14 protein-coding genes are annotated in these 14,923 nt (G+C 64.7%); 9 read left to right on the forward strand and 5 right to left on the reverse strand.

Annotated elements, in window-relative coordinates:
• Nucleotides 1-45: 45 nt before the first annotated feature.
• A complete protein-coding gene (locus F0185_RS18610; RefSeq protein ID WP_167226894.1) occupies nucleotides 46-2,901 on the reverse strand; it encodes a bifunctional diguanylate cyclase/phosphodiesterase in 2,856 nt (951 codons plus the stop codon).
• Nucleotides 2,902-3,107: 206 nt separating this feature from the next.
• On the opposite strand from F0185_RS18610, the gene F0185_RS18615 reads away from it, so the two are divergent.
• The 4 genes from F0185_RS18615 to F0185_RS18630 all read left to right on the forward strand — a co-directional run bounded on the left by F0185_RS18615 (nucleotide 3,108) and on the right by F0185_RS18630 (nucleotide 7,553).
• Nucleotides 3,108-3,842 (forward strand): Crp/Fnr family transcriptional regulator, encoded by a 735-nt coding sequence (locus F0185_RS18615; RefSeq protein WP_166895995.1) that lies wholly within the window; start codon nucleotides 3,108-3,110, stop codon nucleotides 3,840-3,842.
• A complete protein-coding gene (locus F0185_RS18620; protein WP_187362588.1) occupies nucleotides 3,839-6,148 on the forward strand; it encodes a PAS domain-containing hybrid sensor histidine kinase/response regulator in 2,310 nt (769 codons plus the stop codon). Before F0185_RS18615 ends, F0185_RS18620 begins: the two co-directional genes overlap by 4 nt.
• Nucleotides 6,141-6,977: a response regulator gene (locus F0185_RS18625; RefSeq protein WP_167226896.1), complete on the forward strand. Its 837-nt coding sequence runs from the start codon at nucleotides 6,141-6,143 to the stop codon at nucleotides 6,975-6,977. The genes F0185_RS18620 and F0185_RS18625 overlap by 8 nt, the downstream gene beginning before the upstream one ends.
• Nucleotides 6,978-7,115: 138 nt before the next feature.
• A complete protein-coding gene (locus F0185_RS18630) occupies nucleotides 7,116-7,553 on the forward strand; it encodes a hypothetical protein (protein WP_167226898.1) in 438 nt (145 codons plus the stop codon).
• Here the strand turns inward: F0185_RS18630 and F0185_RS18635 are convergent.
• The 4 genes from F0185_RS18635 to F0185_RS18650 all read right to left on the reverse strand — a co-directional run bounded on the left by F0185_RS18635 (nucleotide 7,488) and on the right by F0185_RS18650 (nucleotide 11,162).
• Entirely contained in the window at nucleotides 7,488-8,531 is a 1,044-nt protein-coding gene (locus tag F0185_RS18635) for an SDR family oxidoreductase (RefSeq protein ID WP_167226900.1), read from the reverse strand. The two genes, F0185_RS18630 and F0185_RS18635, sit on opposite strands and share 66 nt — an antisense overlap.
• A gap of 96 nt (nucleotides 8,532-8,627) precedes the next feature.
• The gene (locus F0185_RS18640) at nucleotides 8,628-9,512 is read right to left on the reverse strand and encodes a dienelactone hydrolase family protein (RefSeq protein WP_167226902.1); all 885 of its coding nucleotides are present in this window, start codon (nucleotides 9,510-9,512) and stop codon (nucleotides 8,628-8,630) included.
• A 338-nt stretch (nucleotides 9,513-9,850) separates the two neighbouring features.
• Nucleotides 9,851-10,858 carry a sulfate ABC transporter substrate-binding protein gene (locus tag F0185_RS18645; RefSeq protein WP_167226904.1) on the reverse strand — a complete coding sequence of 336 codons (1,008 nt, stop codon included), beginning with the start codon at nucleotides 10,856-10,858 and terminating at the stop codon, nucleotides 9,851-9,853.
• 91 nt (nucleotides 10,859-10,949) lie between these two features.
• A complete protein-coding gene (locus tag F0185_RS18650; protein WP_167226906.1) occupies nucleotides 10,950-11,162 on the reverse strand; it encodes a hypothetical protein in 213 nt (70 codons plus the stop codon).
• A gap of 355 nt (nucleotides 11,163-11,517) precedes the next feature.
• On the opposite strand from F0185_RS18650, the gene F0185_RS18655 reads away from it, so the two are divergent.
• From F0185_RS18655 to F0185_RS18675, 5 genes are all read left to right on the forward strand, one after another.
• The gene (locus F0185_RS18655; protein ID WP_167226908.1) at nucleotides 11,518-11,838 is read left to right on the forward strand and encodes a hypothetical protein; all 321 of its coding nucleotides are present in this window, start codon (nucleotides 11,518-11,520) and stop codon (nucleotides 11,836-11,838) included.
• A gap of 11 nt (nucleotides 11,839-11,849) precedes the next feature.
• Nucleotides 11,850-12,215, forward strand: coding sequence for a response regulator (locus F0185_RS18660; RefSeq protein ID WP_167226910.1), 366 nt, complete (start codon nucleotides 11,850-11,852; stop codon nucleotides 12,213-12,215).
• Between the two features lie 114 nt (nucleotides 12,216-12,329).
• Nucleotides 12,330-13,043 (forward strand): phosphatase PAP2 family protein, encoded by a 714-nt coding sequence (locus F0185_RS18665; protein ID WP_370664037.1) that lies wholly within the window; start codon nucleotides 12,330-12,332, stop codon nucleotides 13,041-13,043.
• A 4-nt stretch (nucleotides 13,044-13,047) separates the two neighbouring features.
• Nucleotides 13,048-13,989, forward strand: coding sequence for a diacylglycerol/lipid kinase family protein (locus F0185_RS18670; protein WP_229477092.1), 942 nt, complete (start codon nucleotides 13,048-13,050; stop codon nucleotides 13,987-13,989).
• A gap of 9 nt (nucleotides 13,990-13,998) precedes the next feature.
• The gene (locus tag F0185_RS18675) at nucleotides 13,999-14,835 is read left to right on the forward strand and encodes a metallophosphoesterase family protein (RefSeq protein ID WP_167226912.1); all 837 of its coding nucleotides are present in this window, start codon (nucleotides 13,999-14,001) and stop codon (nucleotides 14,833-14,835) included.
• Nucleotides 14,836-14,923: the final 88 nt, after the last annotated feature.

Here is a 14,923-nt window from a genome sequence, read left to right on the forward strand (position 1 = left end):
GCCACGCGGGCCGCGCCCCATCGCGCGGCTCCGCCCGCGCGCCGTTCAGGCCATCGCACACCTTCCTTGCGCTATCAGATGTTCGAACTCCAGCGCGCCCACCGGGCGGCTGAAGAAGTAGCCTTGTACCTCGTCGCAGCCATGCTCGCGCAGGAAGGCTAGCTGTTCGGCTGTTTCCACCCCCTCGGCAATGACTTTCAGGCGCAGGCTGTGCGCCAGGGAAATGATCGACACCACGATGGCGGCGCCGTCGGCCCCGAGCGCAATATCGGCCACGAAGGATTGGTCGATCTTTAACACGTCGATCGGAAAACGGCGCAGGTATGACAGGCTGGAGTAACCAGTGCCGAAATCGTCGATGGCAATGTGCACGCCCAGCTCCTTGAGCCTGCGCAGGATGGTAATGGCGCTGTCGACGTCGTTCATGACCATGCTTTCGGTCAATTCCAGCTCCAGGTAGCGCGCCGCCAGTCCGCTTTCTTCCAGCGCATCGGCCACCGATTGCAGCAAGTCCTTGCCGGTGAACTGGCGCGCCGACAGGTTGACCGCCATGCGCAGCTTGCCCAGCCCGGCCTCTTGCCACGCCATGTTTTGCAGGCAGGCGGTACGGATCACCCAGGCGCCGATCGGGATGATCAGGCCCATTTCTTCGGCCAGGCTGATGAAGCTTGCCGGCGAGACCACCCCCAGCACCGGATGCTCCCAGCGCAGCAGCGCTTCCATGCCGACAATGGCGCCGCTGAGGACGTCGACCTGCGGCTGATAATGCAGCACCAGTTCGTTGCGTTCGAGTGCGTGGCGCAGGTCGGCTTCGATCCGCAGGCGCTCCAGGGTGCGCGCATTCATCGCCGGGCAATAGAACTGATAGTTGTTGCGGCCCAGTTCCTTGGCCCGGTACATGGCGATATCGGCGTGCTTGGTCAAGGTCTCGGCGGTGGCGCCGTCTTCCGGATACACCGCCACGCCCAGGCTGCACGTGACAAAAAACTCGTGCGCCTGGATCAGCAGTGGTTCGGCGATGACTTCCGTGATGCGCTGGAGCACGCGCAGGCCGGCGCCATTGCCCGGATTGCCCGGCAGCACCACCACGAATTCGTCGCCGCCCATGCGCGCCACCGTGTCGCCCTCGCGCACGGCGCTTTTGAGGCGCTCGCCCAGCACGCGCAGCATGGCGTCTCCGGCTTCGTGGCCAAGCGTGTCGTTGACGAACTTGAAGCGGTCGAGGTCGACAAACACCACCCACAGCCCGGCGCCGGCGCGCGCCGCGTCGGCAATCGCACCGGACAGCCTTTCGTTGAGCAGGTGGCGGTTGGCCAGCCCGGTCAGGGCGTCATGGCCAGCCTGGTATTGCAGCTCGGCTTCGAAACGCATCACCGCGCTGATGTCGTACTGGGCCACCACGAAATGGCTGATCAGGCCGGCGTCGTCGCGCACCGGGGCGATGAACAGGTCGTTCCAGTAGCCGCTGCCATCCTTGCGGTAGTTGCGCAGCACGGCGTGGCCTTCGCGCTGTTCGCTCAGGGCGGCGCTGATTTCGGCGATGTTCTGCTGGTCGTGGCCGGCCCCCTGCATCGACTTGAGGCTTTTGCCGATCACCTCGGCGGCGCTGTAGCCGGTAATCGCCTCGAACGCGGGATTGACGTACTCGACGGCATAATCGGGGCCCTCGGCGTTGCAGATGATGACCGCGTTGGCCGAGACCTCGATGACTTTTTCGCGCAGGCGCAGGGCTTTTTCGGTGCGTTTGCGCAAGGCCAGGTCTTCCGACAGGCGCAGGTTGGCAAATTGCAGCGCGGCGGTGCGCTCGCCGGCCACGCGCTCGATGGTGGAGTGGCGCGACACCAGGCTGTAGATGTACGCGGCCGTCAGCAGGCTCGACAGAATGCCGCCCAGCAGCGCGTACCAGGAGCCGGCGTGGCTTTCGATGAAGGAGCGCGGTTCCTGCGCCACCTCGATGAACCAGGGCTCGCCGGCTACGTAGAACACGGCGCCCACTGGTGGCGGGTGGTCGTACACCAGCCAGGCCGGCAGCAGCGCGCGGGCGCCGCCGCGCTCGGGCGGGCGCGGCGCCACGCCGTTCGAAAACGCCAGCTGCGCTGGCTCGGCCGAGGCGGCGGCGTAGATATTGATCGACATGCCGGGCCGGTCGAGCAAGCTGGCGCGGCCGAGCAGGGTATGGATCAGGTGGTCGACCCGGAACACGGCGGCCGTCTCGCCGATCACGGCGCGCTCGCGCTGGTCGGTGCTGGCCTGCGGCGCCTGGCGCTGGTAGACCGGCGCGAGCACCAGGAAACCCGTATGAAAGCCCCGCTGCTGCACCAGCGAGAGCAGGCCGGTGGCGGTGGCGCGGCCATTGCGGCGCGAACGCGAGCGGGCGTCGTCATAGGTCAGCAGGGCCGCCGTGTCGAGCCCGAGCGCGGCGCTGTTGCCCTCGGCCGGTTCGATGTACTCCACCACGTTGTAGGATGCGCGCCGCCGCGCCGGCCCTTGGCGCTCGTCGACGTATTCGGTGATGCTAAAACCGGGCTCGCGCCGGCGCATGGCCGCTTCGTAGGCCGGGCGCCCGGCGTCGCTCACCAGGCGCTGGAAACTGAGGCCGTGCAGCTCGGGATAGCGCGCCAGCAAGGGCGCGGTGAAGGTATGGAATTGTTCGCGACTGATCACGCCGACCGTGTTGAACAGCTGGTTAACCACCATCAACTGCTCGATCGCGTCCGCCAGCCCGTCGGAGACGGCATTGATGCGCAGGCTGGCGTCCTGCTGGAAGGCCCGCGTGCGCGCATGCGATTCGATCCGCCGCACCGAGGCGAACAGCAGCGCAGTCAGGCACAGGCCGACCAGCAGCGCAAGCGCGGCCGATACCGAAACCGAGATTCGAACCCGGCGTAATAAATTTCCCATCGGCAAACCTCCTGCGTAGACGCATCCGGATGATTGACGATCTGGTTGGCCGGATGTCCACACTATATGCTTTACGCGCCTTCGTATGTGCGGTTCCGTACGGACCGTTGTGCCGATTTGTAATAGAATTGCGCCCAAGAATGACTGCGTGATATTGTGTCGGACTAACTCAACGCAGTATTCACTGGAAGAAGGGGCAGTTTCCAATGTCCAGTAAGCACGACCCAAATCAGAACCACTTGTTGGCCGCGCTGCTCGACGCCGAATTCGACCGTCTTGCCCCGCACCTCGAACTGGTCCCCTTGCTCCTGGGCGATGTGTTGTCCGAATCGGGCGACAAGTTGCATCATTTGTACTTTCCCACCAGCGCGATCGTGTCCTTGCACTATTTGCTGGAAAACGGCGGCTCGTCCGAGATTGCCGGCGTCGGCAATGAAGGCGTGCTCGGCGTATCGGTGTTCATGGGCGGCGACAGCACGCCCAGCCGCGCCGTGGTGCAGACGCGCGGGCACGCTTACCGCTTGCCGGCCGCGATCCTGATGGAAGAATTCAACCGCAGCGGCCATGTGATGCGCCTGCTGTTGCGCTACACCCAGGCCCTGCTGACGCAAATGTCGCAAACGGCCGTGTGCAACCGTCACCATTCGGTCGAGCAGCAACTGTGCCGCTGGCTGTTGCTCACGCTCGACCGCCTGCCCACCAACGAGCTGACCATGACGCAGGAACTGATTGCCAACATGCTCGGCGTACGGCGCGAGGGCGTGACCGAAGCGGCCGGACGCTTGCAGGGCTACGGCTACATCAGCTACCGGCGCGGCCACATCACGGTGCTCGACCGCGCCGGGCTGGAGCAGGACGTGTGCGAATGCTACGCGGTCGTCAAGAAGGAATTCGGACGCCTGTTGTCGGACACGCGCCACCGCCAGGGAAACCTGGCATGAGCGGTTTCCTGCAAAAAACCTCGGTCGAACGCCTGATGGTGATCGGCTTTGGCGCCACCCTCACGGTGCTGCTGCTGGTCGGCGCCATCGCCCTGAGCTATGCGGTCGATTCGGAAGGGGCGGTCAACCTGATCAAGGCGAGCATCATCCTGCTGCTGATTTTCCTGGCGTTGCTGTTCGTGCGCGTGCAACAGGCGATCAGCCTGCGCACGGAAACGCAACGCGCGCTGCACGCGGTGCCGCTGCTTAAGTCCGGTGCGCTGCAGGATGCGATTTTCAACAGCGCCAATTTTTCCAGTATCGCCACCGACGCCCAGGGCGTGATCCAGATTTTCAATGTCGGCGCGGCGCGCATGCTGGGCTACACGGCCGCCGAAGTGGTCGACAAGATGACCCCGGCCGATATTTCCGACCACCAGGAGCTGGAGGCGCGTGCCGCCGAGCTGAGCCATGAAATGAGCGAAGCGATCGCCCCCGGCTTCGAATCGATGATCTACAAGGCGCTGCGCGGCATCGAAGATATTTACGAGCTCACGTATGTGCGCAAGGATGGCACCCGCTTTCCGGCGCTGGTCTCGGTCAGCGCCCTGCGCGACGCGGCGGGCACGGTGATCGGCTACCTGCTGATCGGCAGCGACAACACCGCCCGCAAGCAGGTCGAGGCCGAGCAAGCCTTGCTCGACCAGCGCCTGCGCGACCAGCAGTTCTACACGCGCTCGCTGATCGAATCGAATACCGACGCCCTGATCGCCACCGATCCGCGCGGCATCATCAGCGACGTCAACCAGCAGATGGAAGCGCTGACCGGCTGCACCCGCGACGAACTGATCGGCGCGCCGTTCAAGAGCTATTTTTCCGAGCCGGAACGGGCGCACGAAGCCGTCACGCGCGTGCTGCGCGAAGGCAAGGTCACCAATGTCGAGCTGACCGCGGTGGCGCGCGACGGCACCCAGACCGTGGTGTCGTACAGCGCCAGCACGTTTTACGACCGCGACCGCAAGCTGCAGGGCGTATTCGCCGCCGCGCGCGACGTGACTGAGCGCAAGCAGTTCGAACACGCTTTGCAGGAAACCAATGTCGAGCTGGAAAGCGCGCGCGCCACGGCCGACAAGGCCAACCGCGCCAAGTCCGAATTTTTGTCCTCGATGAGCCACGAACTGCGCACCCCGCTCAACGCCGTGCTCGGCTTTGCCCAGCTGATGGCGTCCGACGTGCCGCCGCCGGCGCCGCACCAGTTGCGCTCGATCGACCAGATCCTCAAGGGCGGCTGGTACCTGCTGCGCCTGATCAATGAAATCCTCGACCTGGCAATGGTCGAATCGGGCAAGGTGACCATGTCGCAGGAATCGATGTCGATCGGCGACGTGCTGATCGACTGCGAAGGCATGATCAGCCCGCAGGCCGCCACCCGCAATCTGGGCCTGCATTTCCCGATCGTCGACAAGCAGCTGTTCATCCACGCCGACCGCACCCGCGTGAAACAGGTGATGATCAACCTGTTGTCGAACGCCATCAAATACAACCGCGAAGGCGGCTCGGTCAGCGTCACCTGCGACCTGGTGGCCGACGGGCGCGTGCGCGTGAGCGTGGAAGACACCGGCGCCGGCCTGGCGCCGTCGCAGCTGGCGCAGCTGTTCCAGCCGTTTAACCGCCTCGGCCAGGAAAACAGTACCGAAGAAGGCACCGGCATCGGCCTGGTGGTCACCAAGCGCCTGGTCGAACTGATGGATGGGCGCATCGGCGTCGACAGCACGGTCGGCTCGGGCACCGTGTTCTGGGTCGAGTTCGCCGGGGCCGCCGAACCGGCGCTGGCGCTGGAACACGACGACGACCTGGCGCGCGACCGCCTGGCCGCCTCGCGCACCACCGGCAAGCAGCCGACCCTGCTGTATGTGGAAGACAACCCGGCCAACCTGGCGCTGGTGGAACAGTTGATGGAGCGCCGCGGCGACGTGCAGCTGCTCACCGCCGTGGACGGCTATCACGGCGTCGAAATGGCGCGCGCCTGCAAGCCGGACGTGATCCTGATGGACATCAACCTGCCCGGCATGAGCGGCTACGGCGCGCTCAAGATCCTGCGCGAAGACAAGGGCACGGCGCATATTCCCGTCGTGGCGCTGTCGGCCAACGCCATGCCACGCGACATAGAAAAGGGACTGGAAGCCGGATTTTTCCAATACCTCACCAAGCCGATCCGCGTACGCGAATTCATGGATGCGCTCGACCTGGCCATGCGGCACGCTGCCGAACAACACGTCGTCGACCCTGTCGCACCCGGCACTACTTTGAAAGAACCACATGCTTGACCCTTCTGAAATCCTGAGCGGCAACATCCTGATCGTCGATGATCAGGAAGCGAACGTCATGCTGCTTGAACAAATGTTGCGTAACGCGGGTTACAGCAACATTTCGACGACCCAGGATCCGCGCACCGTATGCGCCGCGCACGCCGAACACGGCTACGACCTGATTCTGCTCGACTTGCAGATGCCGGAGATGGACGGATTCGAAGTGATCGAAGGACTCAAGGAGATCGAAAAGGGCGGCTACCTGCCGGTGCTGGTGATCACCGCCCAGCCGGGGCACAAGCTGCGCGCGCTCAAGGCGGGCGCCAAGGATTTCGTCAGCAAGCCGTTCGACCTGATCGAGGTGCAGACGCGCATCCACAACATGCTGGAAGTGCGGCTGCTGTACCGTCGCCTGGCCGATTACAACCGCCAGCTGGAGCAGACGGTGCTGGAACGCACGGCCGAGCTGCGCGCCAGCGAGGCGCGTTTCCAGCGGTTTACCGAGCTGTCGTCGGACTGGTACTGGGAGCAGGATGCGCAGGGACAGCTGACCCGGTTTTCGGGGCCGGTCAGCGAGATGCTGGGGATCGGCGCGGAAGGCGAGGGCGAGGGTGGCTGGAACGCCGACGAGCGCGCCGAGTTGCAGGAGAATATCGCCAGCCGCACGCCGTTTCTCGACTTCATCTTTACGCGCACGCGCGCCGACGGCAGCGTGCAATACCTGCAGGTGAGCGGCGAGCCGATGTTCGATACCTCGAGCCGGTTCACGGGCTACCGCGGGATCGGGATGGATATCACCGAGCGCATGAACTGGCGCCCGCCGGTGAGCCCTTCGGTCAGCCGATAGCTTCAATGCCGTCATTCCCGCGCAGGAATGACGGTTCTGAATTTATCGATCCGACAAACTATCAACCTTGTCCGTGCGACACCATCTTGCGGTTTTGGTTACGCTGTCATCACACCATCCATTTTTTCAGGAGGCATCATGACAGGCACCAGCACGCTCGACCCCGATAACTTCCCAGAAACCCCCGACCGCACCCTGGGCACCGGCCACGGCACGGGCGCCCTCGGCCCCAGCGATTCGTCCGACAGCGGCAGCGACCTGGTCGGCGCGGCCGGCATGTCGCAAGACGACGTGCTCGACCTCGGCAGCGGCACCACCTCCGACCTCGAAGCCGGCCGCGCGCGTGGCGCCGGACCGGACATCGGCGACCCCGACCTCGACAGCGATACCGATTCAAGCGGCACCGGCGAGCGCGCCGCCGCCGGGCGCGATACCGTGGTGCGCGACGGCGCCGACATCGATGTCGATCACATCGAATCGATTCCCTCGGTCCCGCTCGACGAGGACGACCTAGCATTCATGGCCAGTGCGCCGCCGGGCCAGGCGCCAGGCGGCAAAAAGGGCGCCCACCCCTAACAGCGCGCCGAGCAAGGGCCGGGTGCGCATCGACAAGGCGGTGTAGGTGCTCGATTCTTCCACCCGCGCCACCATGCCCATGCCCTGGCGTTCGCGCATGGTATTGGCGGGGTCGGGCGCGTGCAGGGCGTCGCGCCGGGCCTGCGTGGCCGGCATGCCGCAAGCCGGGCGCTTCTGCCTGCGCAGCAGCGGGCCGCCCAGCAAGCGGTCGGTCAGCGCCGGCAGGTGGTAGGCCGCCAGCGACATCAGGCGCGCGGCGCCGCCCACGTACACATCGCGGCGCGGATGGCGGGCCGCATACAAAATGGCCTGCGCCACCAGTTCCGGTGCGTAGATGGGCGGCAGCAGCGCCGGTTCTTTCTCCATGTAGTTTTTCGCGTGCACCGTGAACAGGGTATCGACCGATGCCGGCTTGATCAGGGTGACCGCCACCGGCGCGCCCTCGTGCGCCAGTTCGATCCGCAGCGCATCCGTAAACGCCTTGACCGCGTGCTTCGAGGCCGCGTACATCCCTTGCAGCGGCAGCGCCACGTCCGACGCTTCGCTGCCCACGTTGACCAGGGCGCCGCCGCGCCCCTTCATGTGCTTGAGCGCTTCGAGCGAGCCGTGCACCACGCCCCAGTAGTTGGTCTGGAACAGGCGCTGATGGTCTTGCGGCGCGACCTCGTCGAGCTTGCCGAAAATGGCCACGCCGGCATTGTTGACCCAGGTATCGATGCGGCCGAAGCGTTCCATCGCGGCGCGGCCGATGCGGGACACGTCGTGCGGCACGCCGACGTCGGCCGTGACGGCGGCGACCTGGGCGCCATGCAGGCGCAGCTCGCCGGCCAGCTGTTCGAGCGCATCGCGCCCGCGCGCGGCCAGCACCAGGCTGGCGCCCTCGTCGGCGGCCATGCGCGCGGTGGTCAGGCCGATGCCGCTGGTGGCGCCGGTGATCACCATCACCTGGTCCTTGAGGGGTTTGAGTCGGGGTTTCATCGGGCATCCTTTCGTCGGTGGGCTCACGAAGGACAGACAGCGCGGGAGGGTGTTTGGTTCGCCGCCAGCGTGGCGCTGGCGGCGCGGGGCGCTTGCTTAGCCGAGATGTTTCTTGAAGAAGTCCATGGTGCGCTGCCATGCCAGTTTGGCCGCCGCTTCATCGTAGCGCGGCGTGGTGTCGTTGTTGAAGCCGTGTTCGACGCCGGGATAGATATAGTGCTGGTAGTCGACCTTGTTGGCCTTGAGCGCCGCTTCGTACGCGGGCCAGCCTGCCAGGATGCGTTCGTCTTTTTCGGCGTCGTGGATCAGCAGCGGTGTCTTGATCTTCGGCACTTCGGCGGCCGGTGTCTGGGCGCCGTAGAACGGCACCGACGCGGCCAGGTGCTTGACCACGGTCGGCAGGTAGTTGGCGATGCCGCCGCCGTAGCAGAAACCGACCACGCCGACTTTGCCGCTGCCGCCTGGCATGGCCTTGAGGATGGCGCTCGCTTCGACGAAGTCGGCGCGTGTCTTGGCCTGGTCGAGTTTGCCGAACAGTTCGCGCGCCTTGTCTTCGTCGCCGGGGTAGCCGCCCAGCGGGAACAGGGCGTCGGGGGCGAATGCGATGTAGTTCTCGAGCGCGACGCGGCGGGCGATGTCTTCGATGTGCGGATTCAAGCCACGGTTTTCGTGCACGACCAGGATGGTGGGCAGCTTGCCTTTGGCGTTGGCCGGCTGGACCAGGTAGCCGCGCAACTTGCCGTAGCCCTGGGGGGAGGGATACTCGACGTAGCTGGCCTTGATGCGCGGATCTGCCGGGGCGACGACCTGGGCCGCGAAACTGGGGGAGAGCGCCGCCAGCATGCCGGCCGCGGTGGCGCCGCCGACCGCGTAGCGGCCCGCCTGCGACAGGAAGCCGCGGCGGTCGAGCTGGCCGTGTACATACTGGTCGAATAACTTCAGCACTTCGGGATCGAAATCGTTAGCGGTCATGCGGGTCATCGTTGACGTCTCCTCGTAGTTGCGGTGGAGCCGGGAATGGCTCCGTGGCGATCCGATCATACCTTGCTTGAGGGCTTGATGCAGGGTGGGTGCGGGAGGGTGAAACAGGTAGGCGTCGAACAGCCGTCCAGAGCCGCCCGGAGCCGTCGCAAGCAGTCCGCTAACGTCGCCCCCGCGCCAAGGCGGGCCCTCGGCGGGGGGCCAAGTTTTTGGCGCGGTCACCGGCTACGGAACCTACTTGGGCCCCCGCCGAGGGCCGCCTTGGCGCGGGGGCGACGGTGCAGGCGCGACGGTCCCGGGGCGACCTTGCAGAGGCAATGCCGCCCGGGTGACCGCGATTACTTCTTGCCCGTCAGATAAACCTGATCGAACACGCCACCATCGGCAAAGTGGGCCTTCTGCGCCTTGGTCCAGCCGCCCGCCGCTTCGTCAATCGTGAACAACTTGACCTTGGGGAACTGCGCGGCGTATTTGGCGGCAATCTTCGGCACCACCGGGCGGTAGTAATTCTTGGCCGCGATTTCTTGCCCTTCGTCGGTGTAGAGGAATTCCAGGTACGCTTGCGCCACCTTGCGCGTGCCGTGCTTGTCCACCACCTTGTCGACCACCGACACCGGCGGCTCGGCCAGGATACTGAGCGATGGCGCAACAATATCGACCTTGTCCGGGCCAAGTTCCTTGATCGCCAGCAAAGCTTCGTTTTCCCAGGCGATCAGCACGTCGCCAATGCCGCGTTCCACGAACGTCGTGGTGGCGCCGCGCGCGCCCGAATCGAGCACCGGCACGTTCTTGTACAGCTTGCTGATGAATTCCTTGGCCGTCGCTTCGGTGGCGCCCGGCTGGCGCAGGGCGTAGCCCCAGGCCGCCAGGTGGTTCCAGCGCGCGCCGCCCGAGGTTTTCGGGTTCGGGGTGATCACGGCAACGCCCGGCTTGACCAGGTCGTTCCAATCCTTGATGCCTTTCGGATTGCCCTTGCGCACCAAAAACACGATCGTTGAGGTGTACGGCGCACTGTTGTGCTGCAAGCGCTTTTGCCACTGCGGCGCGACAATGCCGCGCTCGGCGATGGCGTCGATGTCGTAGGCCAGCGCGAGCGTGACCACGTCCGCTTCCAGCCCGTCGATGACGCCACGGGCCTGCTTGCCCGAACCGCCGTGCGATTGCTTGATCGAGACGTTGTCGCCGGTCTTGGCTTTCCATTGCTTGGCGAACGCGGTATTGACGTCCTGGTACAGTTCGCGGGTCGGGTCGTACGACACGTTGAGCAAGGTGACGTCAGCGGCAATGGCAGCTTGTGACAGCAGGGTCAGTGCGATCAGTGACTGGCTTATTGTTTTTAACAGCATGGCGGGCTCTCTCGGTGGGAAGTTCGGGAGTACTCAGCATAAGTGCCGCCCACCGGAAAGAACACGAATTAAATCAGCTTTGCATATGCGTTTAATGCGCCTTGGAGAGGATCAGCAGCCAGCGCCGCATCAGCAGCACTTCGACGTGGCCCGGTTCGACCCCGGTGTCGCATTCGATGATGGGATTGACCGCGTAGAAGCGCTTGCGGAAATCGCGCGTGACCAGCACTTCGCGGCGGCCGAGGCGCATCAGGAATGGGGTTGGAGCGTATTCGAGGCCGAAGTTACCGTTCAGTGGTGTCATGACAAATTCCTTTGTGGGTTTGCGTTGATCGAGTGATTCAAGAATAGCACAACTACTGTATAAAACCACAGGACTGTATGAATAAACAGTTGTCTGTCGTTTTGGAGCATCGGCCCTCCCGGCGGGCGATTCCTCCCGGCAATGACGCGTAACATTTGGCTCTCAGCAACATTTTGATTGACTCCTGTGCAAGTCGCGGCGATACTGCGCGCACCCCGGCTGTTGCCGCATGTGATCTGGCGTATGATGCCAAGTGTCACGTCCATGCCAGATGGAACCGGGAAAACGGTTTTCATGCAGCCCGCAGTGCTCCTCAAGGCCTGTTGCGGCGCGTTCATTGATTGGGGCTTTCCTTATGCCTGACCCAAAGGCGGTCGATACGGCGCTGTACAACTCCGTGCGCAAAGAGGTGGCGCGCCATATCCGGCACAAACTGCGCAGCATGGAGTTCGACGTGACCGCACTCGAACTGCATAATTCGAGCTCGACCAAGACGCTGCGGGTGTACGTCACCATCAGCCGCACCACCAACCTCAAGGCACTCTACCTGGCCGAAACCATCGTCTGCGAGGAATTGCAGGCGCAATTCGGCTTGCAGCCGCACGCCTTTTACTGGCGCTACTCTCCCGAGCACAAAGCTGCGGAGGCGGCCACGCCCGGGCCGACGGCACACTGAAATGATTTGTCATGGCTAGTCAAAAAATCCTTGTCGTCGACGATTCGCTGGTGCAGCGCCTGATCGTCTCCGAATTGCTGACCCTGCACGGGCACCGCGTGATCCTGGCCACCGACGGCAGGGAAGCGGTGGCCATGGCGCGCAGCGAGCTGCCGGACCTGATCGTCATGGATGTGGTCATGCCCAACCTGAACGGCTTCCAGGCCACGCGCGCCATCACCAGCGACGAAGCAACCTGGCATATTCCGGTGATCCTGCTCACCAGCAAGGACATGGAGTCGGACCGGGTCTGGGCCTTGCGCCAAGGCGCCACCGCGTTCCTGAACAAGCCGCTCGACCACGCGGCGCTGCTGGAGCTGGTCGACAGGCTGGAATAGACGGGCTGCGGAGCGTAGCGGCGGTCTGTGCGCTACCAAGAACGGCGCCTCATGTAAGATTGCAAACGTTGCCGAGCCGCTGGTGCCGGCCGAGAACAATCGTCCATCGTCATCGTGATCAAAGTCCATCCGCGTGTCCGCAGTTTCGTCGCCGCCCGCCTCAGTCCCGAAGGCGAGCTCGGCCTGCATATGACCATCGGCGTCATCCTGATGATGGTCGCCGCCGCCGTGTTCGGCAACCTGGCCGCCGACGTGGTCTCGCACGACGACATCACCGAGCTCGACGCCTTCCTGGCCGACTGGTTCCACAGCCATAAGAACAGCGTCTGGACCAATCCCATGCTGTTCATCACCCACACCCACGACGTGCTTGGCGTGTCGATCATGGCGAGCGCGCTGGGACTGTATTTCTACCTGAAGAAAGCGCGCTACTGGCTGATCTGCCTGGTACTGGCGGTGCCCGGCGGGCAATTGCTGAACGTGCTGCTCAAGACCATTTTCCAGCGCGCCCGCCCCAGCTTCGACGAGCCCCTGCTGACCCTGGCCACCTACAGTTTCCCCAGTGGACATACGCTGGGCGCCACCGTGTTCTACGGGGTGCTGGCGGCCTACCTGGTGTGCGTCGTGCCGCGCTGGAAGGTGCGCATCCCGGCGGTGCTGGGCGCCTGCGCCATGGTGGCGCTGGTGGCCCTGAGCCGGGTGTATCTGGGCGCGCACTACCTGAGTGACGTGCTCGGCGCCATGGTCGAAGGCTGCGGCTGGCTGGCGGTGTGCATCACCTCCTGCTCGACCCTGCGGCGCCGCCGCGCCGCCCGCATCAGCGAATGACCCTTTGCCTCATCAACCCATTCCAAGGAGCGCTATCCTGACCTCGCCGACCTCGCTGACACCGATCGCAGTCATCATCAACGGCAGCGCCGGCAGCGGCCACGACGACGCGCGCGCCGCCGAGCTGCGCGCCAAGTTCGCCGCCCACGGCATGGCGGCCGACGTCACCCTGGCGCGCGGCGGCGCCGAGTTGATCGGCGCGGCCAGGGCGGCGCGCGAGGCCGGCAAGCAGATCGTGGTGGCGGGCGGCGGCGACGGCACCATCAACGCGGTCGCCTCGCAACTGGTCGGCAGCGAAGTGGCCTTCGGCGTGCTGCCGATGGGCACCCTGAACCACTTCGCCAAGGACCTCGGCATTCCGCTGGCGCTCGACGAGGCTATCCGCAACGTGGCGCAGGGGCGGCGCACCAGGGTCGACGTGGGCGAGGTGAACGGCACGATTTTCCTCAACAATTCCAGCCTCGGGCTGTATCCGGACATCGTGCGCGACCGCGAAAAGCAGCAGCGCCGGCTGGGACGCGGCAAGTGGCTGGCGGCCGGCTGGGCCACGCTGACCGCGCTGCGCCGTTATCCGTTCCTGAGCCTGCGCCTGAAGGTGGGTGACGACGAGCACGCGCGGCGCACGCCGTTTGTCTTCATCGGCAATAATGAATACACGATGCAGGGCTTGAGCGTGGGCGAGCGCCAGCGCCTCGACGGCGGCAAGCTGAGCCTGTACGTGGCGCAGCGCCCGGGTCGGCTGGGCTTGCTGCGGCTGGGCTGGAGCGCCTTGTGGGGCAGCCTGGCGCAGGAGCGCGATTTCGACGTGCTTACTGTGGAAAACATGGAAATCGCCACCCGCCACACGCGTTTGCGGGTGGCCACCGATGGCGAAGTCACCGTCATGACGACCCCGCTGCGCTACCGGATCCGTCCGGCCGCGCTGACGGTCGTGGTCCCAACTTGAGGAGTTAACATGCGTACATTGGTTCATCTGTCGGATTTGCACTTCGGCCGTGTCGACGAAAAACTACTCGCCCCCTTGCGCGAGCTGGTCGAACGCATCGCGCCGGACGTGGTGGTGGTGTCGGGCGACCTGACCCAGCGCGCCAAGAGCGAGGAGTTCGAGGCCGCCAAGGCCTGGCTCGACACCTTGCCGGGGCCGCAGATCATCGTGCCGGGCAATCACGATATTTCGCTCTACAACGTGTTCCGGCGCTTTTTGCAGCCGCTCACGCGCTACAAGCGCTACATCACCGACGATCTCGACCCGATCTTCGTGGACGACGAAATCGCGGTACTGGGCGTCAATACCGCGCGTTCGCTGACCTTCAAGGACGGCCGGGTCAACGACGAGCAGGTGGCCATGATCCGCAAGCAGTTGGCCGGGCTGGACCCGGCCATCACGCGCATCATCGTCACCCATCACCCGTTCGACCTGCCCAAGACCGAGGATGACGACGACCTGGTCGACCGCGCGCCGGCGGCGATGAAGGCGTTCGCCGAATGCGGCGTCGACTTGCTGCTGTCCGGGCACATGCACACCAGTCATGCCGGCAACACTTCGGAGCGCTACCAGATGAGCGAGTACGCGGCGCTGGTGGTGCAGGCGGGCACGGCCACCTCGACGCGCGGACGCGGCGAAGTGAACTCGTTCAACGTGGTGCGGGTCGAGCAACAGCGGGTCGAAGTGGACCGCTACGGCTGGGACGAGGTGGGATTGCGCTTTTCGCTGATGAAGACCGAGCCGTTTTTACGCACCGGCAATATCTGGTCGGGCCATACCGAAGGCTTGATGGCCAGCGGGATTTAGGCGCACGGCGTGCCGCCGGACAGTACAATAGCCCTTGAGTGGCGGCCGCAGCCAATTTCCGCCCGCACGACTTCATCTACGGAATGGC

The organism is Massilia rubra, assembly GCF_011682065.1.
GTDB lineage: Bacteria > Pseudomonadota > Gammaproteobacteria > Burkholderiales > Burkholderiaceae_D > Telluria_A > Telluria_A rubra.

Coding starts and splice junctions, on each gene's coding strand:
- F0185_RS18610 (WP_167226894.1), bottom strand. CDS start 2,901: ATGGGAAATTTATTACGCCGGGTTCGAATCTCGGTTTCGGTATCGGCC.
- F0185_RS18615 (WP_166895995.1), top strand. CDS start 3,108: ATGTCCAGTAAGCACGACCCAAATCAGAACCACTTGTTGGCCGCGCTG.
- F0185_RS18620 (WP_187362588.1), top strand. CDS start 3,839: ATGAGCGGTTTCCTGCAAAAAACCTCGGTCGAACGCCTGATGGTGATC.
- F0185_RS18625 (WP_167226896.1), top strand. CDS start 6,141: ATGCTTGACCCTTCTGAAATCCTGAGCGGCAACATCCTGATCGTCGAT.
- F0185_RS18630 (WP_167226898.1), top strand. CDS start 7,116: ATGACAGGCACCAGCACGCTCGACCCCGATAACTTCCCAGAAACCCCC.
- F0185_RS18635 (WP_167226900.1), bottom strand. CDS start 8,531: ATGAAACCCCGACTCAAACCCCTCAAGGACCAGGTGATGGTGATCACC.
- F0185_RS18640 (WP_167226902.1), bottom strand. CDS start 9,512: ATGACCCGCATGACCGCTAACGATTTCGATCCCGAAGTGCTGAAGTTA.
- F0185_RS18645 (WP_167226904.1), bottom strand. CDS start 10,858: ATGCTGTTAAAAACAATAAGCCAGTCACTGATCGCACTGACCCTGCTG.
- F0185_RS18650 (WP_167226906.1), bottom strand. CDS start 11,162: ATGACACCACTGAACGGTAACTTCGGCCTCGAATACGCTCCAACCCCA.
- F0185_RS18655 (WP_167226908.1), top strand. CDS start 11,518: ATGCCTGACCCAAAGGCGGTCGATACGGCGCTGTACAACTCCGTGCGC.
- F0185_RS18660 (WP_167226910.1), top strand. CDS start 11,850: ATGGCTAGTCAAAAAATCCTTGTCGTCGACGATTCGCTGGTGCAGCGC.
- F0185_RS18675 (WP_167226912.1), top strand. CDS start 13,999: ATGCGTACATTGGTTCATCTGTCGGATTTGCACTTCGGCCGTGTCGAC.